The 26908-nt window shown below is 72.9% G+C and carries 23 protein-coding genes; 10 read left to right on the forward strand and 13 right to left on the reverse strand.

Features of this window, described 5'->3' with window-relative positions; translation table 11 throughout:
* Positions 1–127 precede the first annotated feature (127 nt).
* Genes ACFUK0_RS02045 through ACFUK0_RS02060 form a run of 4 tightly spaced genes read left to right on the forward strand, consistent with a single transcriptional unit; the run spans position 128 to position 5335 of the window.
* Positions 128–1795 carry an ABC transporter substrate-binding protein gene (locus ACFUK0_RS02045; RefSeq protein WP_380246056.1) on the forward strand — a complete coding sequence of 556 codons (1668 nt, stop codon included), beginning with the start codon at positions 128–130 and terminating at the stop codon, positions 1793–1795.
* Positions 1792–2766, forward strand: coding sequence for an ABC transporter permease (locus tag ACFUK0_RS02050; RefSeq protein WP_380246057.1), 975 nt, complete (start codon positions 1792–1794; stop codon positions 2764–2766). The genes ACFUK0_RS02045 and ACFUK0_RS02050 overlap by 4 nt, the downstream gene beginning before the upstream one ends.
* The gene (locus tag ACFUK0_RS02055; RefSeq protein WP_380246058.1) at positions 2763–3626 is read left to right on the forward strand and encodes an ABC transporter permease; all 864 of its coding nucleotides are present in this window, start codon (positions 2763–2765) and stop codon (positions 3624–3626) included. The genes ACFUK0_RS02050 and ACFUK0_RS02055 overlap by 4 nt, the downstream gene beginning before the upstream one ends.
* Positions 3623–5335: a dipeptide ABC transporter ATP-binding protein gene (locus ACFUK0_RS02060; RefSeq protein WP_380246059.1), complete on the forward strand. Its 1713-nt coding sequence runs from the start codon at positions 3623–3625 to the stop codon at positions 5333–5335. Before ACFUK0_RS02055 ends, ACFUK0_RS02060 begins: the two co-directional genes overlap by 4 nt.
* 70 nt (positions 5336–5405) lie before the next feature.
* Here the strand turns inward: ACFUK0_RS02060 and ACFUK0_RS02065 are convergent, their stop codons facing one another.
* Positions 5406–6401 (reverse strand): SGNH/GDSL hydrolase family protein, encoded by a 996-nt coding sequence (locus ACFUK0_RS02065; protein ID WP_380246060.1) that lies wholly within the window; start codon positions 6399–6401, stop codon positions 5406–5408.
* Positions 6402–6517: 116 nt separating this feature from the next.
* Between ACFUK0_RS02065 and ACFUK0_RS02070 the strand changes: the two genes are divergently transcribed.
* Together ACFUK0_RS02070 and ACFUK0_RS02075 are read left to right on the forward strand one after the other, a co-directional pair.
* Complete coding sequence (locus ACFUK0_RS02070; RefSeq protein ID WP_380246061.1) at positions 6518–7171, forward strand: nitroreductase family protein; 654 nt, start codon at positions 6518–6520, stop codon at positions 7169–7171.
* Positions 7172–7245: 74 nt separating this feature from the next.
* Entirely contained in the window at positions 7246–7605 is a 360-nt protein-coding gene (locus tag ACFUK0_RS02075) for an ArsR/SmtB family transcription factor (RefSeq protein WP_380246062.1), read from the forward strand.
* Here the strand turns inward: ACFUK0_RS02075 and ACFUK0_RS02080 are convergent.
* Together ACFUK0_RS02080 and ACFUK0_RS02085 are read right to left on the reverse strand one after the other, a co-directional pair.
* Entirely contained in the window at positions 7575–8261 is a 687-nt protein-coding gene (locus tag ACFUK0_RS02080; protein ID WP_380246063.1) for a response regulator, read from the reverse strand. The two genes, ACFUK0_RS02075 and ACFUK0_RS02080, sit on opposite strands and share 31 nt — an antisense overlap.
* Entirely contained in the window at positions 8258–9478 is a 1221-nt protein-coding gene (locus ACFUK0_RS02085; RefSeq protein ID WP_380246064.1) for a sensor histidine kinase, read from the reverse strand. Before ACFUK0_RS02085 ends, ACFUK0_RS02080 begins: the two co-directional genes overlap by 4 nt.
* A 194-nt stretch (positions 9479–9672) precedes the next feature.
* Here ACFUK0_RS02085 and ACFUK0_RS02090 point away from each other — a divergent pair, with 194 nt between their 5' ends.
* Positions 9673–10314 (forward strand): DUF2306 domain-containing protein, encoded by a 642-nt coding sequence (locus ACFUK0_RS02090; protein ID WP_380246065.1) that lies wholly within the window; start codon positions 9673–9675, stop codon positions 10312–10314.
* 9 nt (positions 10315–10323) lie between these two features.
* Here the strand turns inward: ACFUK0_RS02090 and rodA are convergent, their stop codons facing one another.
* From rodA to ACFUK0_RS02130, 8 genes are all read right to left on the reverse strand, one after another.
* Positions 10324–11523: a rod shape-determining protein RodA gene (gene rodA / locus ACFUK0_RS02095; protein ID WP_380246066.1), complete on the reverse strand. Its 1200-nt coding sequence runs from the start codon at positions 11521–11523 to the stop codon at positions 10324–10326.
* Positions 11520–13769 carry a penicillin-binding protein 2 gene (gene mrdA / locus ACFUK0_RS02100; RefSeq protein WP_380246067.1) on the reverse strand — a complete coding sequence of 750 codons (2250 nt, stop codon included), beginning with the start codon at positions 13767–13769 and terminating at the stop codon, positions 11520–11522. The genes rodA and mrdA overlap by 4 nt, the downstream gene beginning before the upstream one ends.
* A 78-nt stretch (positions 13770–13847) precedes the next feature.
* Positions 13848–14492 (reverse strand): rod shape-determining protein MreD, encoded by a 645-nt coding sequence (gene mreD, locus ACFUK0_RS02105; RefSeq protein WP_380246068.1) that lies wholly within the window; start codon positions 14490–14492, stop codon positions 13848–13850.
* Between the two features lie 2 nt (positions 14493–14494).
* Complete coding sequence (gene mreC, locus ACFUK0_RS02110) at positions 14495–15427, reverse strand: rod shape-determining protein MreC (protein ID WP_380246069.1); 933 nt, start codon at positions 15425–15427, stop codon at positions 14495–14497.
* Between the two features lie 133 nt (positions 15428–15560).
* Positions 15561–16586, reverse strand: coding sequence for a rod shape-determining protein (locus ACFUK0_RS02115; protein WP_380246084.1), 1026 nt, complete (start codon positions 16584–16586; stop codon positions 15561–15563).
* Between the two features lie 297 nt (positions 16587–16883).
* A complete protein-coding gene (gene ndk / locus ACFUK0_RS02120) occupies positions 16884–17297 on the reverse strand; it encodes a nucleoside-diphosphate kinase (protein ID WP_380246070.1) in 414 nt (137 codons plus the stop codon).
* A 109-nt stretch (positions 17298–17406) separates the two neighbouring features.
* Positions 17407–17742: a DUF4233 domain-containing protein gene (locus tag ACFUK0_RS02125; RefSeq protein WP_380246071.1), complete on the reverse strand. Its 336-nt coding sequence runs from the start codon at positions 17740–17742 to the stop codon at positions 17407–17409.
* 1 nt (position 17743) lies between these two features.
* Complete coding sequence (locus ACFUK0_RS02130; RefSeq protein WP_380246085.1) at positions 17744–19069, reverse strand: bifunctional folylpolyglutamate synthase/dihydrofolate synthase; 1326 nt, start codon at positions 19067–19069, stop codon at positions 17744–17746.
* 434 nt (positions 19070–19503) lie between these two features.
* Between ACFUK0_RS02130 and ACFUK0_RS02135 the strand changes: the two genes are divergently transcribed.
* Complete coding sequence (locus tag ACFUK0_RS02135; RefSeq protein WP_380246072.1) at positions 19504–21057, forward strand: chitinase; 1554 nt, start codon at positions 19504–19506, stop codon at positions 21055–21057.
* A gap of 63 nt (positions 21058–21120) precedes the next feature.
* Here ACFUK0_RS02135 and ACFUK0_RS02140 read toward each other — a convergent pair whose 3' ends face one another.
* A complete protein-coding gene (locus ACFUK0_RS02140) occupies positions 21121–21648 on the reverse strand; it encodes a hypothetical protein (protein ID WP_380246073.1) in 528 nt (175 codons plus the stop codon).
* 510 nt (positions 21649–22158) lie between these two features.
* Positions 22159–24822: a valine--tRNA ligase gene (locus ACFUK0_RS02145; protein ID WP_380246074.1), complete on the reverse strand. Its 2664-nt coding sequence runs from the start codon at positions 24820–24822 to the stop codon at positions 22159–22161.
* 194 nt (positions 24823–25016) lie between these two features.
* Here ACFUK0_RS02145 and ACFUK0_RS02150 point away from each other — a divergent pair, with 194 nt between their 5' ends.
* Together ACFUK0_RS02150 and ACFUK0_RS02155 are read left to right on the forward strand one after the other, a co-directional pair.
* On the forward strand, positions 25017–25958 hold the full coding sequence (locus tag ACFUK0_RS02150) for a hypothetical protein (RefSeq protein WP_380246075.1): 942 nt from the start codon (positions 25017–25019) through the stop codon (positions 25956–25958).
* 146 nt (positions 25959–26104) lie between these two features.
* Entirely contained in the window at positions 26105–26845 is a 741-nt protein-coding gene (locus ACFUK0_RS02155) for a hypothetical protein (protein ID WP_380246076.1), read from the forward strand.
* Positions 26846–26908: the final 63 nt, after the last annotated feature.

Consider the following 26908-nt stretch of genomic DNA (forward strand, 5'->3'; position numbering starts at 1 on the left):
GCCCTGCCCCGCCCCGCCCTGCTCCGGCTCAGCCGGGCCGGGCCGGGCCGGGCCGCGCCGTCCCCTCCCCCGCGGCCGCGTCACTCCCGGCCGGGGCCCAGCACGTCCATTCCTTCAGGGAGAACCCATGCCCAGCAGACCGCGCCCCGTCCCCGGGCGCTCCTCCCGGCCCCTCGCCGCGCCCGCGGCGGTGCTGGCCACCGTGCTGCTCGCCGGCTGCGCCCCCGGCGGCCAGGACGCCGCGAAGCCGTCCGCGACCCCGGTGCGCGGCGGCACCCTCACGTACGCGGTCGCGGTCGGCACCTCCTGCCTGGACCCGCACGTCAGCCCCGGCGACGTGACCGCCGTCATCCAGCGCAACGTCTTCGACTCACTGGTGTACCTGGACGCCGCAGGGGTGTTCCACCCGTGGCTGGCGAAGTCCTGGAAGATCGCGGACGACGGACGGAGCTACCTCTTCGACCTGCGCGACGACGTGACCTTCCACGACGGCACGGTCTTCGACGCGGCGGCCGTCAAGGCGAACCTGGACCACATCAGCGACCCGAGGACGAAGTCCCTGTACGCGTCCAGCCTGCTGGGCCCCTACACCGGGAGCGAGGTGGTGGACCCGCACACCGTGAAGGTCACCTTCTCCGAGCCGTACGTGCCGTTCCTGCAGGCCGCCAGCACGCCGTACCTGGGCATCGAGTCGCCCCGGGCACTGACGGAGAAGGCGGACCGGCTCTGCTCGGGCGGCGCCGACTCGGTGGGCACCGGCCCCTTCCGGGAGACGGAGTACGTCAAGAACGACCACGTCGGGTTCGAGCGCAACGACGCCTACGCGTGGGCCCCCGAGGGCGCCGCCAACCGGGGCGCGCCCTACCTGGACGGCCTGACCGTCCGCTTCCTGCCCGAGGACTCGGTCCGCTCCGGCGCGCTGACCAGCCACCAGGTGGACGTGGCGGCGCTGCCCGTGACGGCGCTCAGGACGGTCCGGGCGACCAAGGGCATCAGCCTGCAGAAGACCCGGAACCCCGGCATCGCGTACTCCCTGTTCCTGAACACCACCCGGGGGCCGCTGAAGGACGAGCGGGTGCGCAGGGCGATCCAGCAGAGCGTCGACGTGGACGCGCTGGTCAGAAGCATCTACTTCGGGGAGTACGAGCGTGCCTGGAGCCCGCTCAGCCCGGTCACTCCCGGGGCCTACGACCCCGCCCTCGAGGGGGCGATCACGCACGACACCGCCGCCGCCGGGAAGCTGCTGGACGAGGCCGGCTGGACGACCAGGGACGGCGACGGGTACCGCACGAAGGACGGCCAACGCCTGTCCCTGCACTGGCCGTTCATCGCCGCACTGGTGCGCGACCAGCGGGACACGCTGGCCGGCGGCATCCAGGCCGACCTGAGGAAGGCGGGCGTCGAACTGGTCCGCGACCCGATCGACAACGGCACCTACTTCAAGATCTACGCCGGCGGCGACTACGACCTGTGGGACAACTCCTGGGTCCGGGCCGACCCGGCCGTCCTCGGCGGTTTCTACCTCTCGACCAACACGCCGGCCACCGGCGGCCAGAACGTCTCGCTGAGCAAGGACGCGGAGCTGGACGGCTGGCTGAAGGCCGGCGCCGCGACCCCCGACCCCGCGGTGCGCAGGGGCTTCTACACCAGGGCCGAGCGCTGGGCCGTCGACCACGCGACGGTGCTGCCGCTCTACGTCACGGCCAACCTGACCGGCCGCTCCGACACCGTCCAGGGCCTGGCCTTCGACGCCAACGCCTGGCCGCAGTTCGCCGGTGTCTGGAAGAGCAGGTGAGGCGGATCCCGCTGCGAGCCGCGGGCCGCCTGGTCCTGAACCGGGCGGCCGGCGCCGCCCTGGTGCTCTGGGGCGCCGCCAGTCTCGGGTTCCTCGCCCTGCACCTCGTCCCCGGCGACCCGGTCACGGTGCTGCTCGGCGGATCGGTGACCACCGGCTCGGCCGCCGTACGCGCCGAGATCACCCGGGAGTTCGGCCTGGACCGGCCGCCGGCCACCCAGTACCTGACGTTCCTCGGGCACCTGGCCCGGGGCGACCTCGGACTCTCCTACCAGCAGCAGCAGCCGGTCGGCCGGATCATCGGCGAGCAGTTCGGCTCGACCGCCGTGCTGGCCTCGCTCGCACTGGCACTGATCCTGGCCATCGCCCTGGTGTCGGCGGTCAGCACCGCCGGGCGCCGGCGCCCGGTCCGCGGCACCGTGTCGGGGGTGGAGCTGGTGGCCTTCTCCACACCGGCGTTCTGGCTGGGCATCCTGCTGCTCACGGTGTTCTCGTTCCGGCTCCAGGTGTTCCCGGTCGCCGGGGACGAGGGCTGGCGCTCGCTGGTCCTCCCCGCCCTCACCCTGGCCGTCCCGTTCGGCTCGCTGCTCTCCCAGGTGCTGCGCGAGGGCGTCGAGGCCGCGCTCGACCAGCCGTTCGCGCTGACGGCGCGCTCGCGCGGGGTGGGCCCGCTCGCGGTCCGGGCCCGGCACGCACTGCGGCACGCGCTGATCCCCGCCGTCACGATCGGCGGCTGGCTGGTCGGCGGACTGCTGGGCGGGACGGTGCTGGTCGAGACGGTGTTCGCCAGGCCGGGCATCGGCCGGGTCGCGGTGGAGGCCGTGAACAGCCACGACATCCCGGTGGTGGTCGGGCTGATCATGCTCTCCGCCACCGTCTACCTGGTGGTCAACACCCTGGTGGACGTCCTCTACCTGCTCATCGACCCCCGGCTGCGCGGCGCGCGGCCGGGCACGGGGGTGACCGCATGACCGGAGCCGTCGAAGCGGCGGCGGCGCCGGACCGGACGCCGCGGGAGCTGCTCGGCCGCGTCCGGCCGGGCCTGCTGCTCGCCGCGCTGGTCCTGGTGCTCGCCGTACTCGCCTGCGTCCGCCCGGAGTTGCTCGCCCACGCCTCCCCCACCGATGCCGACCCCGTCGCCGCACTCACCGCGCCGGGCGCACGGCACTGGATGGGCACCGACCAACTGGGCCGGGACGTCTACGCCCGGGTGGTGCACGGGGCCCGCTACTCGCTGCTGACCGGGCTCGGCGCCACCGCCCTGTCCGTCCTGGCGGGGATCCTGACCGGCATCCCGGCGGCCCTGGCCGGCCGGGTCGGCGACCAGGTCGCGATGCGCGCCGTCGACATCCTGCTGGCGCTGCCGGAGCTGCTGCTCGCCCTGCTGGTGATCGCGGTGACCGGGCCGGGCACCGGTAACTCGCTGCTGGCCATCGCGTTCGCGGCGGCGCCGGGCTACGCCCGGCTGGTGCGCGGGCAGGCACTGGTGGTCCGCAACGCCGAGTACGTCCGCTCGGCGGTGGCCCTCGGCCTGCCGCGCCGGCGAGTGGTGCTGCGGCACGTCCTGCCGAACACCCTCGGGCCGTTGACCGTCCCGGCCACGCTCGGGATCGGCACCGCCGTGATCGCCGGGTCCTCGCTGAGCTTCCTCGGCCTCGGGCCGAAGGCACCCGCCCCCGAGTGGGGGGCGATGCTCGCGCAGGGCCGGGACTTCCTCTCCACCGCCTGGTGGATCGCGGTGTTCCCGGGCGCCGCGATCACCACGGTGGTGGTCGCCGTCACCGTGCTCGGCCGGCTGCTGCACACCCGCCTGGAAGGACGACCGTCATGACGGCTCCCGCCCACGAGGCCCCGGACGACTCCCCCGGGACGGCCGGTCCGCTGGTCGAACTGGTCCACCTGAGCGTCGGGTTCGGCCGGGGCCGAACCCGCACCACCGCGGTGCGGGACGTCTCGCTGTCGCTGGCGCCCGGTGAGTGCCTGGCCCTGGTCGGGGAGTCCGGCTCGGGCAAGAGCGTCACCGCCCGCGCCCTGGTCGGGCTGACCGCTCCGGGCGCCACCGTCCGGGCCGAGCGGCTGCGGATCGACGGCGAGGACGCGTCGGGCCACGGCGAGCGGCAGTGGCGGCGGATCCGCGGCCGGCTGATCGGGCTCGTCCTGCAGGACGCGCTCTCCGCGCTCGATCCGCTGCGCCGGGTGGGCGCCGAGGTGGGCGAACCGCTGCGCGCCCACCGGCTCGCCCCGAAGAGCGAGATCCCCTCCAGGGTCGAGGCGTTGCTGTCGGACGTCGGCATCCCGGAGCCGGCCTCGCGGGCCCGGCAGTACCCGCACGAACTGTCCGGCGGGCTGAGGCAGCGGGCACTGATCGCCTCCGCGCTGGCAGCCGGCCCCCGGGTGCTGATCGCGGACGAGCCGACCACGGCACTGGACGTCACGGTCCAGGCCCAGGTGCTCGATCTGCTCGGGGAGTTGAAGAGGACCGGCACCGCGCTGCTGCTGATCAGCCATGACCTGGCGGTGGTGGCCCGGCTGGCGGACCGGATCGCGGTGATGCGGGACGGGCGGATCGTCGAGAGCGGCCCGGCGCAGCAGGTCCTGACGGCCCCGGCGCACCCGTACACGGCGATGCTGCTCGACGCCGCTCCCGGCCTCCCGCCCGACGGCGCCCGGCCCGGGCCCGCGAGCGCCACCGCCGATACCGGTGCCGCCGGCCGTGCCGAGGCCGAGGTCACCGAACTCCTCACCGTACGGAACCTGGTGAAGCGCTACCGCACCCCCGGCGGGGGCGTCCGGGAGGCGGTGTCCGGGCTGTCGTTCGGGCTCGCGCCCGGTGAGACGCTCGGCATCGTCGGCGAGTCGGGATCGGGCAAGAGCAGTACCGCGCAACTGGTGATGGGCATGCTCGCGCCGGACGGCGGCGAGGTGCTGCTGGACGGCCGGCCGTGGAGTGCGCTGCGGGAGCACGAGCGCCGGCCGCTGCGCCGGCAGATCCAACTGGTGCACCAGGATCCGCTGGGCTCCTTCGATCCCCGGTTCACCGTCCGGCGGATTCTCGCGGAGGCCCTGTCGGTGGCCGGCGAGCCCCGGGGGGCCCGCCGGGCGGAGCGGGCCCTGCGACTGCTGGAACAGGTCGGGCTGGGCGCGGAGCACCTGGAGCGGCGGCCCGTCCGGCTCTCCGGGGGCCAGCGCCAACGGGTCGCCGTCGCCCGCGCGCTGGCGACCGGACCGCGCCTGCTGGTGTGCGACGAGCCGGTGTCGGCGTTGGACGTCTCGGTGCAGGCGCAGGTGTTGGACCTGCTGGCCGGCCTGCGGGAGCGGCTGGGGCTGGCGATGCTCTTCATCTCGCACGACCTGGCGGTGGTCCGGCAGGTGAGCGACCGGGTGCTGGTGATGAAGGACGGCCGGGCGGTCGAGTACGGCCGGGCGGACGAGGTGTTCCGCAACCCCGGACACCCGTACACCAGGGAGCTGCTGGCGGCCGTGCCCCGGCTGCCCGGCCGGCCGGCCAGCGCTGCCCGGTTGCCGGTCGCCGGTGGCTGACGGGCGCCGCGACCCGGCGTCCGGGCCGGCCCCCGCGACGGCGGGGGCCGGTCCGGACGGTTGCCGCCGGCTACCTGCCGAGGGGGATCGCCTCGATGAACGGCTCGACCCGGTCGGCGAGTCGGTACTCCCCCTCCGGGGTGGGGTGCAGGCCGTCCGCGTAGAGGCCGTCGGCGTCGGCCACCGGCAGCACGGCGAGGCCGTCCACCAGGTACAGCCGGCTGTCCCCGAGGTCCTGGAGGACCCGGACCGCCTCCGCCGTCAGCTCGCGGATGCCGGCCAGCGTGACGCCCGCCGTGTTGACCAGGTTCTCGCGTTCCACCGAGGGCAGTGCGGTGATCACGGCGATCGCGGCGTCGGGCTGCCCGTCCCGGACGGTCTCCACGAAGCCGCAGACCGCCGAGCCCCAGCTGCGGGCGGTGAACACGTTGCGGATGTAGGCGTTGGTGCCGATCTCCAGGGTGATCAGCTCGGCCGGGGTGTCCCGGACGGCCCGGGCCACCACCGGGTCGAGGTAGGCCTCGCCGGCGAAGCCGAGGTTGCGCAGCCGCCGGCCCTGGCGGGCGGCGAGCAGGGCGGTCCAGCTCTCCGAGGGGCCGGCCGGGAACATCGCGTGGGTGAGCGAGCTGCCGTACGCGATCCAGCGCGGGCCGGTGCGCCGCACCGGCTCCAGCTCGCTGTGGCCGGGGAAGGAGACGGAGCGCAGCCGGGTCTCGCTGAGGTGCGGGAGCCAGACCTCGACCTCGCGGGCCCGGCCGCCGGGCCCGAGCGGCAGGGCGAGGCGCTGCGGGCCGCCTGCCGGCTGCCTGCGGTGCAGGAGTTCGCCGTCCAGCCGGACGTCGAGCGGGGCCGGCCCGGGGTCGGCGTCGAGTTCGAGGACGAGTTCGGCGGCGTCCGTCCGGACGGCGAACCGGGCACCGGCCGGCATCCGGGCCAGCCGCGCGAAGTTGGCGGACAGCGTGGTGGCGATCCGCTGCTGCGGGATGCGCAGCGGGAGCAGGCCGCGCGGGCCGCGCTCCCAGCCGCAGATGCCGTCCCAGGAGAGCCGGGGGTCGTCGGGATTCATCCGGTCGCAGCCTTTCGGGCACAGTTCGAATGTTCTATGGTTCTCGAATCATAGAAACAGTTCAACTGCCATGGCAACACGTACTTCTGACGAACATTCACCAAGAGAGGGCGACCATGACGCAGCTCGGCCTGACCACCGACGAGCTCCTCAGCACCACCCGGGCGGTCCGCAGGCGCCTCGACCTCCGGCGCCCGGTCGAGCGCGAACTCATCGAGGAGTGCCTGGAACTGGCCACCCAGGCACCCACCGGGCGCAACCGCCAGCGGTGGGACTTCGTGATCGTCACCGACCCCGCCCGGCGGGCCGCCCTGGCCGGCCTCTACCGGCTCGGACTGACCAGCCCCCGGCAGCGGCTCGCCGGCACCGGCGTGGACCGCACCGCGCACGACACCGCCCGCCGGCTCCGGCTCGCCGAGAGCGCCCAGCACCTCTTCGACCACCTGCACGAGGTGCCCGTCCTGGTGGTGCCGTGCGTACGGGTCGAGAACCGCCAGGAGCTCGGGACGCCGGTCGGCCAGGCCAACACCTGGGGCTCGATCCTGCCCGCCGTCTGGCAGTTCATGCTGGCCGCCCGCTCCCGCGGGCTGGGCACCGCCTGGACGACCCCGCACCTGCACTACGAGCGGGAGGCCGCGGAGCTGCTCGGCATCCCGTACGACACGGCCGTCCAGGCGGCGCTGATCCCGCTGGCCCACACCGTCGGCACCGACTTCCGGCCCGGCCCCCGGGTGGGTACGGAGCAGATCGCGCACTGGGACGCCTGGTAGCGGCGGCGGGCGCCGTAGAATCGCGCTCGCCCGCCGGGTACGGCCCCGGCCGCCCGGGCGGACAGGAGACCGCAGTGCGCACCCCCAGCCATCCGGCCCGTCAGGACATCCAGCTCCCCGGCCTCTTCCACGCGTTGAGCGACCCCGTCCGGCTGGCGATAGTGGCGCAGCTGGGCGCGGCCGGCGAGCGGTACTGCGGCGAACTGGACGTCCAGCTCTCCAAGTCGACGCTGTCGCACCACCTCAAGGTGCTCCGCGAGGCCGGGGTGACCTGGACCAGGGCCGAGGGCACCCGGCGGCTGACGGGGCTGCGCAGCGAGGACCTGGACGCCCGCTTCCCCGGCCTGCTGCCGGCCGTGCTGGCCGCGGCGGGCCAGGCGGCGGACGGGCAGGCGACGGACGGTCAGGGCCCGGCCATCAGGCCCGCCCGGTAGGCGATCACGACGGCCTGGGTGCGGTCGCGGGCACCGGTCTTGGCCAGCACGCGTTTCATGTGCGTCTTGACCGTCGACTCGGCCAGGAAGAGCTCCTCCGCGATCTCGGCATTGGAGCGGCCCTCGGCGGCCTGGCGGAGCACCTCCCGCTCGCGCCCGGTGAGCCGGGCGAGGCGGTGGTCGTCCGGCGGCCCGGAGGGCGGCGGCGGGGAGGCCGCGAGCTGGGTCATCAGGTCGCGGGTGACGGCCGGGTCGAGCAGTGCCTGTCCGGCGGCGAGGGTGTGGACGGCGTCGATCAGGCGCTCGGGCGAGGCACGCTTGAGGAGGAAGCCGGCGGCGCCGGCGCGCAGCGCACCCCAGACGTACTCGTCGTGGTGGAACGTGGTCAGCACCAGGACCCGGGTGGCGAGGCCCGCCGCGACGATCCGGCGGGTCGCCTCGATGCCGTCGATGCCGGGCATCCGGACGTCCATCAGCAGGACGTCCGGGCGCAGGGCGTGGCAGAGCTCCACCGCGCGCAGGCCGTCGGCGGCCTCGCCGACCAGCTCGATGCCCTCGTCCGTGCCGAGCACCAGGGCGACGCCGGCCCGGAGGATGGCGTCGTCGTCGGCCAGCAGGGCCCGGACCGGGGCCCCGGCCGGCACCCCGGCGGTCACGACAGCGGGAGCAGCGCACGCAGCTGGAACCCGCCCCCGTCACCGCCCCCGTGCCGGACGGTGCCGCCGAGCACCGCGACCCGCTCCGCGATCCCCAGCAGGCCCCGCCCGGGTGCGTAACCCGGGGCCGGGCCACAGCCGTTGTCGCGCACCACGATCTCCAGGGTGGCGCCGCGGCGGCCCACGACGACCTCGGCCCCGGCCGCACGGCCGTGCTTGACGCTGTTGGTGAGCGCCTCCTGGACGATCCGGTACGCGGAGCGGTCCACGGTGGCCGGCAGCCGGCCGGTGGACGGCGCCAGCCGCAGGGTCACCCGAGTCCCCGCCTGGGCCAGCCGGGCGGCCAGCCGGGGCAGATCGGCCAGGCCGGGCTGGAGGCTCGGCGCCGGATCGTGCCCGGCGGCGAAGGCCGGTGCGGCGTCCCGCCTCAACAGCCCCAGCACCCGGTCGAGTTCGTCCAAGGCCTCGCGACCGGTCTGCTCCAGGCCGGAGAGCAGTTCGGTGGCGCGCTCGCGGTCCCGCTCCAGGGTGCGTCGGGCGGCCCCGGCCTGGACCAGCATCACGTTCACGGTGTGCCCGACCAGATCGTGCAACTCCCGTGCGATCCAGGCTCGTTCCTCGGCAGCGACCTGGTGGCGGAGCCGGCGCCGGGCCCGCGCGCGGTCCTCCTGGCGCCGGGCGGTGGCGTAGCCGAGGGCCCAGGCGAGCAGCCAGAGGAAGAGCACCCCGCCGGGGATCTCCGGCAGCCCGCCCGACCGGTCGGCGAAGTAGCCGGCCATGCCGAGCAGCACGGCGAGGGGCCCGAAGCGGGCCCGGGTGCGGGTGGCGTACAGGCCGAGCGAGTACAGGCCGATCAGGTTGGCGTACGGCGAGACCGGGTCGGCGACCAGCCACTGCGCCTCCGCCGCGAGGGCCGCCGAACCGGCCAGGTAGGCGGCCACCGGGGCCCGGCGGCGGACCGCGAGCATGCCGGCGATCACGACGGTGAGCAGCAGCGCGGCGGGCATCCGGGAGCCGATCTCCGCTGCCGCGCGGAGCCGTTCGCCCGCCATCGCGACCAGGAACACCCCGGCGAGGGCGCCGTCGACGACGCTCTCGCCCGGGTGCGCCTCCCGCAGGGCGGCAGCGGCTCCGCCGGCGAACCGGGTGAGCCGGGTGAGCCGGGGCGCGGGCGGGCGCGGCGGAGGCAGCTGGGCGGTCGCGGTCGGTGGGCTCATCGGCGCTCCGGTGGGTCGGTCCGGGCCGCCGGGTGGCAGCCGGTCCGCACGATAGCGAGGCGTCCGGGCCGCCACATCGCCCCACGGGGGTAGTCCGCCACCGCCCTGCCGGGGTAGCCGTCCTCCGGGCGGGGCGCCGCCGCCACCCCGGCGGGGGGACTCCCCGGCCGGGCGCCGCTGCCTAGTCTCCCGGCATGACTCCCGCCACCACTGCCTCCCCGCCGCTGCGACGCCGGGCCGGCTGGCTCGCGATGACCGTGTCGGCCACCCTGATCGCCCTGATCGCCGCGCCGTACCTGACGCTCGACCCCGACACCTTCCTGGCGGAGCAGCGGGCCGTCTACACGGCCCACCGGCCGGCGCTGGCCCTGCACGTGGGCGGCGCCGTCGTGGCCCTGCTGGCCGGCCCCTGGCAGTTCCTGCCCCGGTTGCGGGCCCGCCGCCCGCGGCTGCACCGGTGGACCGGCCGAGTGTACGTGCTGACGGCCACGGCCACCGGCCTCGGCGGCCTGCTGCTCGTCCCGGTGGGGCTGTACCCGCCGGTGGCACCCGCCGGCTTCGCCGCGCTCGCGGTGCTGACGCTGGTGAGCACCGCGGCGGCCGTCAGGGCGATCCGGCGCGGCGATCCGGCCCGGCACCGGATCTGGATGACCCGCTCCTACGCGCTGATCTTCACCGGGGTGACCTTCCGGCTCTGGCTGATGGCGCTGACCGCCGCAGGCGTCGGGTTCCAGCAGGCCTACGTCACCGGTGCCTGGGCCGGCTGGGCGCTCAACCTGCTGGTCGCGGAACGCCTGACCGCCCCGCTGCGCGGGGCGGTCGGGGTCCGGCCTTGAGAGGAGGGCTCAGCCCGCTATCGGCCGCTGGCTGTGGACGGCCTGCATGAGCCCGATCGCGACCCACACCGCGAACATCGACGACCCGCCGTAACTGACGAACGGCAGCGGGATGCCCGCGACCGGCATGATGCCCAGGCACATCCCGATGTTCTCGAAGGCCTGGAAGGCGAACCAGGCGACCACTCCGGCGACCACGATCGTGCCGTACAGGTCGGTCGCGTGCCGGGCGATCCGGCAGGCCCGCCAGAGCACCACGCCGAGCAGCACCAGTATGGCCGCGGCGCCGAGGAAGCCCAGTTCCTCGCCGGCCACCGTGAAGACGAAGTCGGTCTGCTGCTCGGGGACGAACTGGCCGGTGGTCTGCGTCCCGTGGAACAGGCCCTTTCCGGTCAGGCCGCCGGAGCCGATCGCGATCCGGGCCTGCGCCGTGTTGTAGCCGACCCCGGACGGGTCCAGCGCGGGGTTGGCGAACGCCGCGAAGCGGTCGACCTGGTACTTGCTCAGCACGCCGAGCTTCCAGATCGCCACCGCGCCGCCGACACCCGCGAGCAGCAGGCCGAAGGTCCAGCGGTTGGCGGCGCCGGAGGCGAGCAGGATGCCGAGCACGATGACGGCCATCACCATCACCGATCCGGCGTCCGGCATCAGCATCACGACGGCCATCGGGACGGTCGCCACGACCAGGCTCTGGAACACGCTGCTGTCGGCGGGGTACTCGCGGTCTCCGGCGTCCACCCGGGAGGAGATGACGACGGCCATGCCGAGCACGATCGCCAGCTTGGCGAACTCGGCGGGCTGCACGGAGAAGCCGCCGCCGAGCTGGATCCAGGAGTGCTGCCCGTTGATCGTCGAGCCGAGCGGGCTGAGCGTGGCCAGCAGCATCAGGATGACGGCGATGTACAGGAACGGCACCAGCGTGCGGAAGCGCCGGCTCCCTATGGCGATGACGACCGCGCAGAGCGCCAGCCCGATGATCAGGTTGGTGAGGTGGCGGTAGAGGAAGTACTGCGGGTCCCCGTGGGTCAGCGTGTCCCGGCCCCGGGTCGCCGACCAGACCAGCAGCGAGCTGCCGAGCGACAGCACCAGTGCGGCCAGTATCAGGATCCAGTCGAGCTTGCGCAGCACGGAGTCCTTGGCGAGCGCCTTGGAGACCGCCCCCCGCTCCGGGGACAGCCGCACGGGGCGGTACGAGCCGTACGAGGTCATGCCCGGCCCCTTCCGGTACTGCCGTTCCAGGTGCCGCGGTTCGGTTCGAGCGCCGCGCCGGCCGCCGCGTACAGCGCGGTGGCGCCGGCGGGCTGCGCCGGGTCGAGGAAGGTGCCCGGGCCCGGGGTGTAGCCGTAGGAGGCCTGCTTGACGATCGCGGTGCCGTCCGGGCCGAACTTCGGCAGCTCGGCCTGCGGCTTGGCCAGCAGCGCCTTGCCGTTGTCGATGTTGCCCTTGTCGTCGACGCCGTACAGCGCCTGGTAGATCCGGCGGATCGCGTCGCCGGAGCCGCCGGAGCCGGTGCCGCCCTGGCTTATCGTCATGACGACCGCGTAGTCGCCGCTGTAGGTGGTCAGCCAGGAGGTGGTCTGCTTGCCCTCGACCTCGGCGGTGCCGGTCTTGGCGTGCAGCTCGATCTTGCCCTGCGGCCAGCCGGCGCCGGTGAACTTCCAGGCGGCGGTGCCGCTGGTGACGACGCCGGCGGTGGCCTGGTCGATGTAGCTGAGCAGCTTCTGGTCGCCGGGGAACTTCGCGTCCGCCTGCGGGGCGATCTCGCGGACGAGATCCCCGCCCGGGCTTATCACGGCCTTGGCGATCGTCGGGCGGTAGAACGTGCCGCCGTTGGCCAGCGCCGAGTAGACCCGGGCCATCTGGACCGGGGTGACGAGCGTGTCGCCCTGGCCGATCGCGTAGTTGACGGCGTCACCGGCGCGCAGCTGGGCGCCGTCGATGCAGTTCTCCTTGGCGATCAGGTCGGAGTAGGTGGTGCCGCCCTTGGCCGCCTGGGCGCACCAGGCGTCCTTGTTGTTGTCGAAGAAGGACTGCTTCCACTGCCGGTCCGGCACCCGGCCGGGCGCCTCGGCGGGCAGGTCGATCCCGGTCTTGGCGCCCAGGCCGAACTGGTGGGCGGTCCTGAAGAACCAGTCGCCCGGCTCCTTCTTCGGCTTGATGCCGCCGTCCTTCATCCACTGGTCGTAGGCCAGCCCGTAGAAGACGGTGTCGCAGGAGACCTCCAGCGCGCGCTCCAGCGTGATCGAACCGAAGCTCTCGCTCTCGTAGTTCTTGAACTCGCGGCCGCCGATGGTCAGGCTCTTCGGGCAGGGGTACGTCCCGTCGAGCGAGTAGCCGGCCTGCACCGCGGCGGTGGTCGAGATCACCTTGAAGGTCGAGCCGGGCGCGGACTGACCCTGTATGGCCCGGTTCAGCAGCGGGAAGTTGGACTCCTTGCTGGTCAGGCCCTGGTAGTCCTGGCCGGCGATGCCGCCGACCCAGAGGTTCGGGTCGTAGGTCGGCGCGCTGGCCATCGCCACGATCCGGCCGGTGTGCACGTCCATCACGACGGCCGCGCCGGAGTCGGCCTCGTAGTTGCGGTTGGAGTTCTTGTCGAAGAGCTTGCGGGCGTCGGTCATGGCCTGGAGGAGGTTGTCCTCGACGACCTTCTGGACCTTCGCGTCGATGCTGGTGACCAGGTTGTTCCCGGGCTTCGCCTCGACCGTCCCGGCGGTGCCGATCACCCGGCCGAGGTTGTCCACCTCCAGGCTGGTGACGCCCGTGGTGCCGCGCAGGTCGCTGTCGTACACCGACTCCAGCCCGGCCCGGCCGATCTGGTCGGCCGGCAGGTAGCGCTCCCGGCCGGTCTTCTCGGCACTCTTGGTCACCTCCTCGTCCGTGACCGGGGAGAGGTAGCCGAGCACCTGGGCGGCGTTCGCGCCCTCGACGCCGGTGTAGTGGCGCACGGCGGTCGGCTGCGCGGTCACGCCGGGGAAGTCCTCGCGGCGTTCCATTATCTGCATCGCCTGCTGGGTGGTGGCGTCCTTGGAGACCGGGATCGGCTGGTAGGGCGAGCCGTTCCAGCAGGGCTGCTGCGTCTTGGCGTCGCAGAGCCGGACCTTCTCCTGGACGTCCTTGGCCGGCATCCCGAGCACCTCGGCGAGCCGGGTCAGCACGGCCTTGCCGCCGTCCTTCTGCTGGAGCAGCGAGGTGCGGCTGACGGAGACGACCAGCCGGGTCTCGTTGCCCGCCAGGATGCGGCCGGAGGCGTCCAGGATCTCGCCGCGCACGGCCGGTTCGACCACTTCGCGGATGTGGTTGCCGGTCGCCTTGGCGGTGTACTCGCTGGCGCTGCGGATCTGCAGGTACCACAGCCGCCCGCCGAGGGTGGCGAGCAGTGACAACACGAGGATCTGCAGGACCACCAGACGGATCGTCACCCGCCGGGTTCGTCCGGTTTCGGGGATGTTGCTCACGTCGAGTGCGCTCCAGAGGGCGAGGGTGGTTCGCTACGAGGGTGGTTCAACGGAGTCGGCTGCGGCGGCACGGGGCCGTCACGGGCGCTTGGCCAGGCCGAGACCGCGCTTCTTCTTCCCGTACCCGGGGGTGGCCGAGGCGTCGCGGGTGGTGCGGTAGCGCGCCAGCGTGCCCAGGCCCGGCCCGCTCGCGCTCTCACCGCTCGCCGCGGACACCGGATCGCGCTCGAAGCGGCGCGCGGCCAGCATCACGACGGGCACCACGAACGGGGCCAGCAGCAGGTCGTACATGACGGCGCTGAAGACCAGGCCGCCGAGGCCCACGTGCCGGGCGGCGGTGTCGCCGACCAGGGCGCCGACCATCGCGTACAGCAGGGTGGAGACCACGGCCGCGCCGGCCACCACCAGCAGGGCGCTGAACACCGAGCGCTGGCGGCCGTTCTCGGCCCGCAGCAGCCCGGCGGCGTAGCCCATCAGGCAGAGCACCAGCGCGTACCGCCCGATCGCGTGGTCGGACGGCGGGGCCACGTCGGCGAGCAGGCCGGCCGCGAAGCCGACCAGGCAGCCGCCGGTCGGGCCGTACACCATGGCCAGGCCGACCACGACGAGCAGCAGGACGTCCGGGGTGGCGCCGGGCAGCTGCAGCCGGCCGAGCACGCTGACCTGGAGGACCAGGCCGAGCAGGATCAGCACGGCGGACACCGGGACACGGATGAGTCGCATGGTCAGTTCCCCCCTGCGGGACTGGCGGCGGGCGGGGCGGCCGGGGCCGCGGGCGCGGCCGGCTGCTGGGCGGCGGTCGCGGGCGGCAGGACGGCGTCGCGTGGGTCGGTGCGCGGCGGCACCACCACGACCCCGACCAGGTCGAGCCGGGTGAACTGGACGTACGACTCGACCAGGACGGTCTTGGTGAGCTGGCCCGGGGTGGCCTCGACCTCGACCACCTTGCCGATCGGCACGCCGGGCACGAACGGGCGGCCGCTCTGCGAACCGAAGGTCACCAGCCGGTCCCCCGCCTTGACCTGGGCCTTGCCGTTGAGCAGCGAGACCTTCATCGGGCCGGTGCCCTGGCCGGCCGCGAAACCGATCTCGCCGCTGCCCTCCAGCCGGGCGCCGGCGCTGAAGCCGGGGTCGGAGGCGAGCAGCACGGTGGCGGTGGTCGGTGCGACGGTGGTGATCCGGCCGACCAGGCCCTGGCCGTTGATCACCGTCATGTCGCGGGTGAGGCCGTCATCGCTGCCCGCGTCGATGGTGATGGTCCAGGAGAAGCCCTGCGCCGCCCCGATCGCGATCACCTGGGCGGCCTTGACGGTGTAGCCGCCGGCGCCGGCCGTCCGCAGCAGCTCGTCGAGCTGCTTGGTGCGGCCGGCTGCGGCGTCGGAGGAGGCGAGCTTCTGGCGGAGCTCGGTGTTGTCCGCGTTGAGCTGGTCGGTGCGACCCCGGTGGGTGGCGGCCTCCCGGAACGCGCGGACGGTGTCCGCGACCGGGTCGACCGCCGACGCCGCGCCCCGCTCGACCGGGCCGAGGACGTCTGCGGCGGCCCTGCGGGCGCCGCCGAGCGGCGAACTCTCGCCGCCCTTGATGTCCACGGTGATCAGGGCGAAGGCGACAGCCACCAGCAGGATGAGCAACAAGCGGCTCTCTCGTGTGTCCCTCACGGTGCTGGAGCTGCCCCTTCGTCCGAGTCCTCGCGCCGGGCCCCCACCGGGCTGTGGGCGGGGTGAGGGCCCTTCAGTTGAAAGACTGTCTGTTCGTGTGTGGTGCGGATGCGGGTGGAGAAAAAACGGTTGTTCAGCGCCTCGGCTGGGCGTCCAGCACCTGCTGGAGCGCCTCGAACTCCTCGACGCACTTGCCCGCGCCGAGCGCGACCGAGTCCAGCGGGTTCTCGGCGATGTGGATCGGCATGCCGGTCTCCCGGCGCAGCCGCTCGTCCAGCCCGCGCAGCAGGGCGCCGCCGCCGGTCAGCACGATGCCGCGGTCCATCACGTCACCGGCCAGCTCGGGCGGGCACTGGTCGAGGGTGGTCTTGACGGCGTCGATGATGGAGTTCACCGGCTCGTCGATGGCCTCGCGCACCTCGGCCGCGGAGATCACCACGGTCTTCGGCAGGCCGCTGACCAGGTCCCGGCCGCGGATCTCGGCGTGCTCGTCCTTCTCCCCCTCCAGGGCGAAGGCGGAGCCGATGCTCATCTTGATCTGCTCGGCGCTGCGCTCACCGAGCAGGAGCGAGTACTCCTTCTTGATGTGCTGCACGATCGCGTTGTCCAGCTCGTCGCCGGCCACCCGGATCGACTGGGCCGTGACGATGCCGCCGAGCGAGATCACCGCGACCTCGGTGGTGCCGCCGCCGATGTCGACCACCATGTTGCCGGTGGGCTCGTGGACGGGCAGGCCGGCGCCGATCGCGGCGGCCATCGGCTCCTCGATGATGTGCACCTGGCGGGCGCCGGCCTGCGAGCTTGCCTCGATGACGGCGCGGCGCTCCACCCCCGTGATGCCGGAGGGCACGCAGACGACGACCCGGGGGCGGGCGAGGTAGCGGCGGCGGTGGATCTTGAGGATGAAGTAGCGGAGCATCCGCTCGGTGATCTCGAAGTCCGCGATCACGCCGTCCTTGAGCGGACGGATGGCGACGATGTTGCCGGGGGTCCGGCCGATCATCTTCTTCGCCTCGGAGCCGACTGCCAGGATGCCGCCGGTGTTGGTGTTCACGGCGACCACGGAGGGCTCGTTCAGGACGATCCCCTTGCCCCTGACGTACACCAGCGTGTTGGCAGTGCCGAGGTCGATCGCCATGTCACGGCCGATGAACGACAGGTTGTTGGCCATGGGGTGTGGTGTGCCTTCCCGGGCTCGGAGTCAATGGCGGGGGAGTGGACCGATCGCGCTCGCCCATGACAGGGCGGACACCAGCTGAGCAGCCGTACCGGGCCCGTGAGTTGTGTCCATCGTAGTCACGCCCGCCGGTGTGGACCGGGACGGACGGCATACCACCCATTGTCAGGCGCGTGATCGCTTCTACGAGGATTGGGACGCCGTGTCGGAGGCCGGAGTTCCGTATTTGACGATAAGAATGCCCCAGCCGGCGCAAGCCTGGCCGACCGGGGCGTCCCCTCACGCGTGCGAGGGGAAGAAGATCTTGATCTCGCGCTCGGCGGAGGCCTCGGAGTCCGAGGCGTGGATCAGGTTCTCGCGGGTGATGGTGGCGAAATCACCGCGGATCGTGCCCGGGCCCGCCTGCAGCGGGTCGGTCGCGCCGGCCAGCCCGCGGATGCCGGGGATGACGTTCTCGCCCTCGACGATCAGCGCGATCGACGGACCGGTGGTCATGAAGTCGAGCAGCGGCTCGTAGAACGGGCGGCCGACGTGCTCCGCGTAGTGCTGCTCCAGCGTCGCCCGGTCGAAGGTCCGCAGCTCGACGGCGGCGAGCCGCCAGCCGGCCTTGCGCTCGATGCGGCTGATGATCTCGCCGGCCAGGCCGCGCTTGACGGCGTCGGGCTTGAGCAGGACGAGAGTGCGCTGGGACACGGTGCGGCTCCTGGGGAATCGGTTCGGCATGGTGTATGCGGCTAACCCGAAGGCTACCTTGCGTGAGCAGCCCGTCCGTGCGTCCGGGCTGCTCAGCCGTGTCGGTCGCTCAGGCCGGCGCGGCGGCGCGGGCCGCCTTGATCTCGTCGATCCTGCGACCGTAGTGCACCGAGCACCACCAGAGGCCGGCGAAGACGATTCCGAGGCCGAACATGGTCGGCAGGACGAAGCCGCTGGCGATCAGGCCGAGCTGGAGCGCCCAGCCCACGGCCACCGCGCCGGGGCGGGTGATCATGCCGCAGAGCAGCACGCAGAGCAGCATCGCGATGCCGCTGACCGTCCACACCGTGGCGGTGGAGACGTCGGAGAGCTGCATCGCCACCAGCCCGGCGAAGAGCACCAGCAGCGCCTCGCCGATCAGGGTCGAGGAACAGAGCGTCCTCATGTCACTTCCTTCCGAGCAGCAGGCGCGCCTCGCCCACCGTGATGACCGAACCGGTGACGAGGACGCCGCAGCCGCCGAGGTCGCCGTCCTCCTCCGCCAGCGTGACGGCCGCGTCGATCGCCTCGTCCAGCTGCAGCTCGACCTGGACGCGGTCCTCGCCGAAGATCTCGACCGCGAGTGCGGCCAGCTGGTCGACGGGCATCCTGCGGTGGGTCGAGTTCTGGGTGACCACGACCTCGGAGAGCAGCGGCTCGAAGGCCGAGAGCAGGCCGGCCACGTCCTTGTCCCCGCTGGTGGCGATCACGCCGACCAGCTTGGTGAAGCCGAAGGACTCCCCGATCGCGGCGACGGTGGCCTCCGCGCCGGCCGGGTTGTGGGCGGCGTCCAGCAGGATGGTGGGGCTGCGGCGGACGACCTCCAGCCGGCCGGGCGAGCTGACGCCGGAGAAGGCCTGGCGCACCTTGTCGATGTCGAGCTTGCCGCCACGGGCGCCGCCGACCCCGAAGAAGGCCTCGACGGCGGCCAGCGCCAGCGAGGCGTTCTGCGCCTGGTGCTCGCCGTGCAGCGGCAGGAAGATCTCCTCGTAGTCCTCCCCGCCGAGCCCGCGCAGCGTGACCAGCTGCCCGCCGATGGCGACCTCGCGGTGCCGGACGCCGAACTCCAGGCCCTCGCGGGCGACGGTGGCGTCCACCGCGACGGCGCGCTCCAGGATGGTCTTCGCGGCGTCCAGCGGCTGCTGGGCGACGATCGCCAGCGCGTCCGCCTTGATGATCCCGGACTTCTCGACGGCGATCTCGCCGGTGGTGCGGCCGAGCTTGTCGGTGTGGTCCAGCGAGATCGGGGTGATCACCGAGACGGTGGCGTCGATGACGTTGGTGGCGTCCCAGGTGCCGCCCATGCCGACCTCGACCACGGCGACGTCGACCGGGGTGTCGGCGAACGCCGCGTACGCCATGCCGGTCAGCACCTCGAAGAAGGACATCGCGACGGGCTGCTGCTCGTCGACCATCTTCACGTACGGCTCGATGTCGTAGTACGTCTCGGCGAACCGCTCCGGGCTGATCGGGGCGTTGTCCAGGCTGATCCGCTCGGTGACGGACTCCACGTGCGGGCTGGTGTAGCGCCCGGTGCGCAGCTCGAAGGAGTTGAGCAGCTGCTCGACCATCCGGGCGGTGGAGGTCTTGCCGTTGGTGCCGGTGATGTGGATCGACGGGAAGGCCCGCTGGGGCTGTCCGAGGATGTCCATCAGCGCTTCGATCCGGTCGAGCGAAGGCTCCAGCTTGTTCTCGGGCCAGCGCTCGGCCAGCTTCTGCTCGATGTCGCGCACAGCATCCGCGGGCTCGGCGCTGTCGGGGCGGACGGTGTACGGGTTCTGCTCGGCCTTGTCGCTCACGGACCCAGTCTACGGAGCCGCCGCGGCGCCGCCGGAGCGGCGGGTGCGGCCACGCGCTTGTGTATATTTTGTGAAGGATTGTGAAGACCAGCCCCTTGTTGTCGAGTTTTTTCCGACGGGACATCCGTTCTGCGGCGGCGGGCCGGCCTCCGGGCGGACCGCGCGGCCGGCCACCGGACCCGCCGGCATCCGGGCACCGTGCGCACCGCACTCTTGACAGTCGGATTGGTCTACTCCACCTTGTGAGGCAAGTACCCGGATCTCCCGGTGACTTGGTTTGTCGGACGCTCCCGCACGCGCACCATCGACACCCGGTACGACCCCTCCCCCACCGGGGTCGGCCGGCCTCCCCCACTGGAGATGGAGTCATGCCACCTGCCCGACACCGGAGCCGCAGCCGCGGTATCCACAGCGTGCTCGCCGGCACCGGGGCCCTCGCCCTGGGCCTCAGCGCCCTCGTCCTGTCCAGCGGCGGCGCCCAGGCGGCCGTCGACGTCGACGTGATCGCCAACGGCGGTTTCGAGAGCGGCAACCACCTGACGAACTGGAACTGCCCGCCCGGGACGACGCCCGAGACCACCGGCCCGTACGCCGGAACGGCGTCCCTGCTCGCCACCCCGACCAGCAGCGACACCGCCGAGTGCACCCAGACCGTCACGGTGAAGCCGTCCTCGACCTACACCCTCAGCGCCTGGGTGAAGGGCTCGTACGTCTACCTCGGCGCCCGGGGCACCGGCGGCTCGGACCCCAGTACCTGGTCCAGCAGCGCGAGTTGGAACAAACTCAGCAGCACCTTCACCACCGGCGCGAGCACCACCAGCGTCACCGTCTACCTGCACGGCTGGTACGCCCAGGGCGCCTACCTCGCGGACAACGTCTCCCTGGTCGGGCCCGGCACGCCGCCGGCCTCGCCGTCCCCGTCCAGCAGTGCCAGCGCCACCCCGACGCCGACGGCGACCGCCACCCCGAGCCCCACCGCGACCACCGCCAACCCGTCGCCGACCGCGACCAGCACCGGCGGGCCCGGCCTGCCCAAGCACATCCTCACCGGGTACTGGCAGAACTTCGACAACGGCGCGACCGTCCAGAAGATCAGTGACGTGCCGGCCGCGTACGACATCATCGCGGTCTCCTTCGCCGACGCGACGGCCACACCCGGCGCGATCAGCTTCACCCTGGACAGCACGCTCTCCAGCAGGCTCGGCGGCTACACGGACGCGCAGTTCAAGGCCGACATCGCGGCCAAGCACGCGGCCGGCAAGAAGGTGGTCCTCTCGATCGGCGGGCAGAACGGCACCATCTCGGTGAACAGTTCGGCCTCCGCGACCAACTTCGCCAACAGCGCCTACACGCTGATCCAGCAGTACGGCTTCGACGGGATCGACATCGACCTGGAGAACGGCGTCAGCGCGACCTACATGGGCCAGGCGCTGCACACCCTGGCGGGCAAGGTCGGCAGCGGCTTCGTGCTGACCATGGCGCCGCAGACGATCGACATGCAGTCCACCGGCGCGGAGTACTTCAAGCTGGCGCTGAACGTCAAGGACATCCTGACCATCGTCAACATGCAGTACTACAACTCCGGGGCGATGCTCGGCTGCGACGGGCAGGTCTACTCGCAGGGCACCGAGAACTTCCTGACCGCGCTGGCCTGCATCCAGCTCAAGGGCGGTCTGAAGCCGAGCCAGGTGGGTCTGGGCGTGCCCGCCTCCACGAGTGCGGCGGGCGGTGGGTACGTCAGCGCGAGCGTGGTCAACAACGCGCTGGACTGCCTGGCCAAGGGCACCAACTGCGGTACCTACAAGCCCGACACGACCTGGCCCGGCATCGGCGGAGCGATGACCTGGTCGACCAACCACGACGCCAAGGCCGGCGGCCCCATCGCCAACACCGTCGGCAGCCACCTGCACGCGCTGCCGTGATCCGCTAGCCGCAGCACACCGCCCCGGCGGGGCCCGCACCACGGGCCCCGCCGGGGCGGCGCGTCACAGGCCCGCCCTGGCCTCCGGGATCTCCGGCACGGGGCCGCAGTGCCGGCGGCGCAGCTCGGCCACCACCTCGCGGGCCTCGCCCTCGGGCAGCAGCGGCAGCATCATCGCGACGGCCTGGAGCAGCCCGCCGAGCAGGAAGGTGGTGTCGGCGGTCGCCGCGACCATCCGGCGGACCTCCCCCACGTCGCCGGCCTCCACCGCCTCCAGCAGCCGGGCGGCGTCGGCCGTCTCCTCGTCGATCGCGACGGAGACGGTGTCGGCGGGGGCCCGCCGGGCCAGCCCGCGCAGCACCCGGTCGCCGACCTCGGGTGCGTAGGCCTTGCGGACGGCCTCCGCGGCGATCCACACCAGCAGGGTGGTCACCTCGCGTTCGGCGTGCTCCTCGAAGAGCCGGTCCAGGGCGTGGTCGTACGCCAGCTGGTTGCCGTGCCGGAAGGCGAGGAGCAGCGTGGCCGCGCGGGCCTTCGCCTCCTCGACCGCTTCAGCAGGCAGTTCGTCGGCCAGCTCCTCGGTCACCACCACGCCATGCCCTCCCGTCAGCCAGCCGGCTCTGCAGAACTCCTGCCCACCGTACACAGCCGACCTGCGAACTTCGCCGAACCCGCCCGTACAAGACCGGAAGGAAATCGACCGGGTTTTGACCACAGAGCGCCACGACTTTCCCCACCTTCCCCCAGGAGCAGGCCGATTACCCGCGAATGGGTGCAGAAATCAGTCGTACGGGAAGCACGAATTGGCACCGCCGACCGGCCCGACCTGCGGCCGGGCCCGGGCCGGCGCCACCGGCCCCCATCACAGGGCGACCGCTCGAGAATACCGCCGAACGGGCTATCGGGCCGGCGTGAATTGCCCGGGAGAGCCGTGATGAATATTCGCCGGAACAGCGCAACGCGCTTACCGGCGGGCACCGGCCGGAAGTCCGCCGGCGCTCCCGCGATATCGGGTGCGGAATGATCCGCGCGGGCAGCCGGACACGCCCGAGGGCCGCACCCCGGCGTACGGGATGCGGCCCTCGGGGGCGGTCGCTGCCGGTCAGCCCTGCGGCAGGGCGGCCAGCTGGGCCGTGATCCGGGCGATGTCGGCCCCGGCGGCCTCCTGGCGGGCGCGGATCTTGGCGACCACGTCGTCCGGCGCCTTGGCGAGGAAACCCTCGTTGCCGAGCTTCGCGGTGGTCTGCGCCTGCTCCTTCTCGGCGGCCGCGAGGTCCTTGGCGAGGCGCTTGCGCTCCGCCGCGACGTCGATGGTGCCGGAGAGGTCCAGTGCCACGGTGGCGCCGGCGACCGGGAGCGAGGCGGTGGCCGTGAAGCCGTCCTCGGGGGCGGTCAGGCGCAGCAGCGAGCGGATCGCGTCCTCGTGCGCGGTCAGCACGGTGCCGGCCAGGTCGAGGGTGGCGGGCACCCGCTGCGCGGGCTGCAGGCCCTGGTCCGAGCGGAACCGGCGGACCTCGGTGACCACCTGCTGCAGGGTGGCGACCTCGGCCTCGGCGGCGGCGTCCCGGCGGGAGGCGTCGGCCGTCGGCCACTCGGTGACGACGAGCGACTCGGCGCCGGTGAGCGTCGTCCAGAGGGTGTCCGTGACGAACGGGACGACCGGGTGCAGCAGCCGCAGCGTGACGTCGAGGACCTCGCCGAGCACCCGGCGCGAGGCGTCGGCCTGCGGGCCGCCCTTGGCCAGGGTGGTCTTGGAGAGCTCGACGTACCAGTCGAAGACCTCGTCCCAGGCGAAGTGGAACAGGGCGTCGGCGAGCTTCGCGAACTGGTAGTCGTCGTAGAGCCCGTCGACCTCGGCCACGGTGGCGTTGAGGCGGGACAGGATCCAGCGGTCGACGGCCGTCAGCTCCTCGGGGGCCGGCAGCGGGCCCTCGACGGTGGCGCCGTTCATCAGCGCGAAGCGGGTGGCGTTCCAGATCTTGTTGCAGAAGTTGCGCGAGCCCTTGACCCAGTCCTCGCCGATCGGCACGTCCGCGCCGGGGTTGGCGCCACGGGCCAGCGTGAAGCGGACGGCGTCGGCGCCGTAGGCGTCCATCCAGTCCAGCGGGTCGACGGCGGTGCCGGAGGACTTGGACATCTTCTTGCCGAACTCGTCGCGGACCAGGCCGGTCAGCGCGACCGTCCTGAACGGCGCCTGGCCGTCCATCGCGTACAGGCCGAACATCATCATCCGGGCGACCCAGAAGAAGATGATGTCGTGGCCGGTGAGCAGGACGTCGGTGGCGTAGAACTTCTCCAGGTCCGGGGTCTGCTCGGGCCAGCCCAGGGTGGAGAACGGCCACAGGCCGCTGGAGAACCAGGTGTCCAGGACGTCCGGGTCCTGCGTCCAGCCCTCGCCGGCGGGCGGCTCCTCGTTCGGGCCGACGCACACGACCTGGCCCTCGGGGCCGTACCAGACCGGGATCCGGTGGCCCCACCAGAGCTGGCGCGAGATGCACCAGTCGTGCATGTTGTCGACCCAGTCGAAGTAGCGGCCCTCCAGGCCCTTCGGGTGGATCTCGACCCGGCCGTCCCGGACGGCGTCGCCGGCCGCCTGGGCCAGCGGGGCGACCTTGACCCACCACTGCAGCGACAGCCGCGGCTCGACCACGGTGTGGCAGCGCGAGCAGTGGCCGACGGCGTGCATGTACGGGCGCTTCTCGGCGACGATCCGGCCCTGCTCGCGCAGCGCGCCGACGACGGCCGAGCGGGCCTCCAGCCGGTCCAGGCCGAGGAACGGGCCGTGCACGGTGATCACACCGTGGTCGTCCATCACGGTCAGGTTCGGCAGGTTGTGGCGCTGGCCGATGGCGAAGTCGTTCGGGTCGTGCGCCGGGGTCACCTTGACGGCGCCGGTGCCGAACTCCGGGTCGACGTGCTCGTCGGCCACGACCGGGATCTCACGGTCGGTCAGCGGGAGCTTGATCGTCCGGCCGACCAGGTGCGCGTAGCGCTCGTCCTGCGGGTGGACGGCGACCGCGGTGTCGCCGAGCAGGGTCTCGGCGCGGGTGGTGGCGACGACGATCGAGTCCTCGCCCTCGCCGTAGCGGATCGAGACCAGCTCGCCCGGGCTGTCCTCGTGCTCGACCTCGATGTCGGAGAGCGCGGTGAGACAGCGCGGACACCAGTTGATGATGCGCTCGGCGCGGTAGATCAGGCCGTCGTCGAAGAGCTTCTTGAAGATCGTCTGGACGGCCTGCGAGAGGCCCTCGTCCATGGTGAAGCGCTCGCGGGACCAGTCGACCCCGTCGCCGAGCCGGCGCATCTGGCCGAGGATCTTGCCGCCGTAGCTCTCCTTCCACTCCCAGACCTTCTCGACGAAGGCCTCGCGGCCCAGGTCGTGCCGGGAGAGGCCGGACTCGGCGAGCTGCTGCTCGACCTTGTTCTGCGTGGCGATGCCCGCGTGGTCCATGCCGGGCAGCCAGAGCGTCTCGAAGCCCTGCATGCGCTTGCGGCGGGTCAGCGCGTCCATCAGCGTGTGCTGGAAGGCGTGGCCCAGGTGCAGGGCGCCGGTGACGTTCGGCGGCGGGATGACGATGGTGTACGGCGGCTTGTCGCTCTTCGCGTCCGCCGTGAAGTAGCCACGCTCCACCCAGCGCTCGTACAGCGCGCCCTCTACCTCCGCCGGGGCGTAGGTCGTCGGGATGCCACCGCTGTTCGCGGTGGGTGCGGCTGCGTCGTCCCCGGGCGTGCTGCTCTCGGGGCGCTGGTTCGTCGTGTCGGTCACGACGCACAGTTTACGTAACAGCGGAGGTGCGTTACGAACCGCTTTCGCCGTGGCGGCCCGCCGAGTGGCCCCGGGGCCGCCCGGACGGGCCCCCGGCGGCGTGCGGTAGCGTGCCCCGGACTCGCGCACCCGTTCGTGCGAGTACGCACAACTCCACACGCAGACAGGCCGCGCCAGCGGCGGGGGGACTCCACATGTACGGCCAGGGTCAGCAGTATCCGCAGGGCCAGCCGCAACAGCCTCAGCAGCCGTACGGGCAGCCGCCCCAGCCGGGGGCTCCGCAGCCCGGCTACGGCGCCCCGCAGTACGGTGCGCCGCAGCCCCAGTACGGCTACCCGCCGCAGCAGCCGGCCCCGGCGCCGCCGTACGGAGCACCGCAGTACGGAGCACCGCAGCCGCAGCCGTACGGAGCACCGCCCCAGGCGTCCGCCCCGCAGTACGGGGCGCCGCAGCCGCCGTACGGGGCCCCGCAGGCCCCGTACGGCGCTCCCGGCGGCTACCCGCCGCCCGCCGCGCCGGCGAAGGGCAGGGGCGGGCTGGTGATCGGCCTGGTGATCGGCGCGCTGGTGCTGGGCGGCGGCGGCTTCGGCCTGTACAAGGCCTTCGGCGGCTCCGGCTCGGGCGGCGGCGGCTCGTACAGGATCTCCACCCCGCAGACGCTGACCGGCGGCTACACCCAGAAGTCCGCCGTGGACCAGGCCCCGGCCGCCGGCAAGGAGGCCGAGGCGGAGAAGATCGGCGCCGACGTGCGCTCGGTGGTGGCCAGCTACACCAAGACCGCCGACCCGCTGGACAGCGTCGGCCTGATCGGCGTCTACGGCAAGCTGACGAGCCCGCGGAAGCTGGTCGACGACGCGAACGGCGACCCCGGCGAGGCCGGCAGCTGGACCACCAAGCCGGTCGACTTCCCCGCCCAGGACAGCAAGAACCCCTCCGGCATCCTCTCCTGCGGCATCCTGCAGTCCAGCATCACCAAGTCGCAGACCGCGGTGTGCGCCTGGGCCGACGACTCGACCTTCGCCCGGATCAGCTTCCTGAAGATCTCCGTCACCGGTGAGCCGTCGAAGCCGATGACGCCGGAGCAGGCCGCCGCGAGGACCCGGGCGATCCGCGACGCCATGGTCGTGGCCAAGTAGCGGTTCCGGCCGTGGGGCCGCCCGGCAGCGCCGCGGCGGCCCCTGCCGCTGCCCCGGGCCGTCTCCCCGGGCCACTGCCCAGCGAGTTCCCCGAGCCGTTCCTTCGAGCCGTTCCCCCGAGTCGTTCCTTCGAGAAGAGAGCACCCGTGTACGACCAGGCCCCCTCCGCCCCGCCGCCCCACCCCCAGCCGTGGGGCGCCCCGCCGCAGGCCCCTCCGGCATACGGCGCCGTCCCGCCGCAGGCCCAGGGCCATCCCGGCTACGGCTACGGCGGCTACCCGCCCGTGGCACCGAAGAAGTCCCGCCGGACGCTCTGGATCCTGCTCGGCGTCCTCGGCCTCGTGGTGGTGCTCGTCGTGGGGCTGATCGGCTACTTCGTGGTGGACGTGGCCTCGAAGGCGGGCACGCACAAGATCGTGCTGCCCGTCGAGTTCAAGGGCGTCGCCCGGGACGACACCAGCGCGACCGCCCAGCAGCTCAGGGACAGCATGGCCCGGAGCTTCGGCGACGGTGACGGCTCCTGGAAGCCGACCGGCGTCGGCGCGCTGTACCAGAGCGACACCGAGAGCACGCGCATGATCGTGTCCGGCGGCTACGGCAAGGTGCTGTCGCCGCAGCACGAGCTGGACAGCTACTTCAAGGGCATCGCCGAGGGCGACGGCGCCCGGCTCAGTGGCCGGCGCAGTGTGGACCCCGGTCCGCTCGGCGGCAAGCTCGACTGCGCCGTCGCCTCCAACGGCGCCGGCGAGTTCGGCGTCTGCGCCTGGGCGGACAGCAGCAGCATCGTCGGCCTCATGCAGGGCGACGACGAGGGCACGGCGCCCGACCTCGACAAGCTCGCGGCGGACACCCGCGAACTCCGCGCCCTCGCCGAAATCCCGAAGTAGTCCCGGCGGCCCGGCGGACGGCGAGGGGCCCCGCACACCGTACGGCTGTCTCTTATACACATC

The organism is Kitasatospora sp. NPDC057223, from assembly GCF_042669755.1.
Taxonomy (GTDB): domain Bacteria; phylum Actinomycetota; class Actinomycetes; order Streptomycetales; family Streptomycetaceae; genus Kitasatospora.

Coding starts and splice junctions, on each gene's coding strand:
- ACFUK0_RS02060 (WP_380246059.1), top strand. CDS start 3,623: ATGACGGCTCCCGCCCACGAGGCCCCGGACGACTCCCCCGGGACGGCC.
- ACFUK0_RS02070 (WP_380246061.1), top strand. CDS start 6,518: ATGACGCAGCTCGGCCTGACCACCGACGAGCTCCTCAGCACCACCCGG.
- ACFUK0_RS02125 (WP_380246071.1), bottom strand. CDS start 17,742: ATGAGGACGCTCTGTTCCTCGACCCTGATCGGCGAGGCGCTGCTGGTG.
- ACFUK0_RS02135 (WP_380246072.1), top strand. CDS start 19,504: ATGCCACCTGCCCGACACCGGAGCCGCAGCCGCGGTATCCACAGCGTG.
- mreD (WP_380246068.1), bottom strand. CDS start 14,492: ATGCGACTCATCCGTGTCCCGGTGTCCGCCGTGCTGATCCTGCTCGGC.
- ACFUK0_RS02150 (WP_380246075.1), top strand. CDS start 25,017: ATGTACGGCCAGGGTCAGCAGTATCCGCAGGGCCAGCCGCAACAGCCT.
- ACFUK0_RS02085 (WP_380246064.1), bottom strand. CDS start 9,478: ATGAGCCCACCGACCGCGACCGCCCAGCTGCCTCCGCCGCGCCCGCCC.
- ACFUK0_RS02055 (WP_380246058.1), top strand. CDS start 2,763: ATGACCGGAGCCGTCGAAGCGGCGGCGGCGCCGGACCGGACGCCGCGG.
- ACFUK0_RS02065 (WP_380246060.1), bottom strand. CDS start 6,401: ATGAATCCCGACGACCCCCGGCTCTCCTGGGACGGCATCTGCGGCTGG.
- ACFUK0_RS02045 (WP_380246056.1), top strand. CDS start 128: ATGCCCAGCAGACCGCGCCCCGTCCCCGGGCGCTCCTCCCGGCCCCTC.
- ACFUK0_RS02090 (WP_380246065.1), top strand. CDS start 9,673: ATGACTCCCGCCACCACTGCCTCCCCGCCGCTGCGACGCCGGGCCGGC.
- rodA (WP_380246066.1), bottom strand. CDS start 11,523: ATGACCTCGTACGGCTCGTACCGCCCCGTGCGGCTGTCCCCGGAGCGG.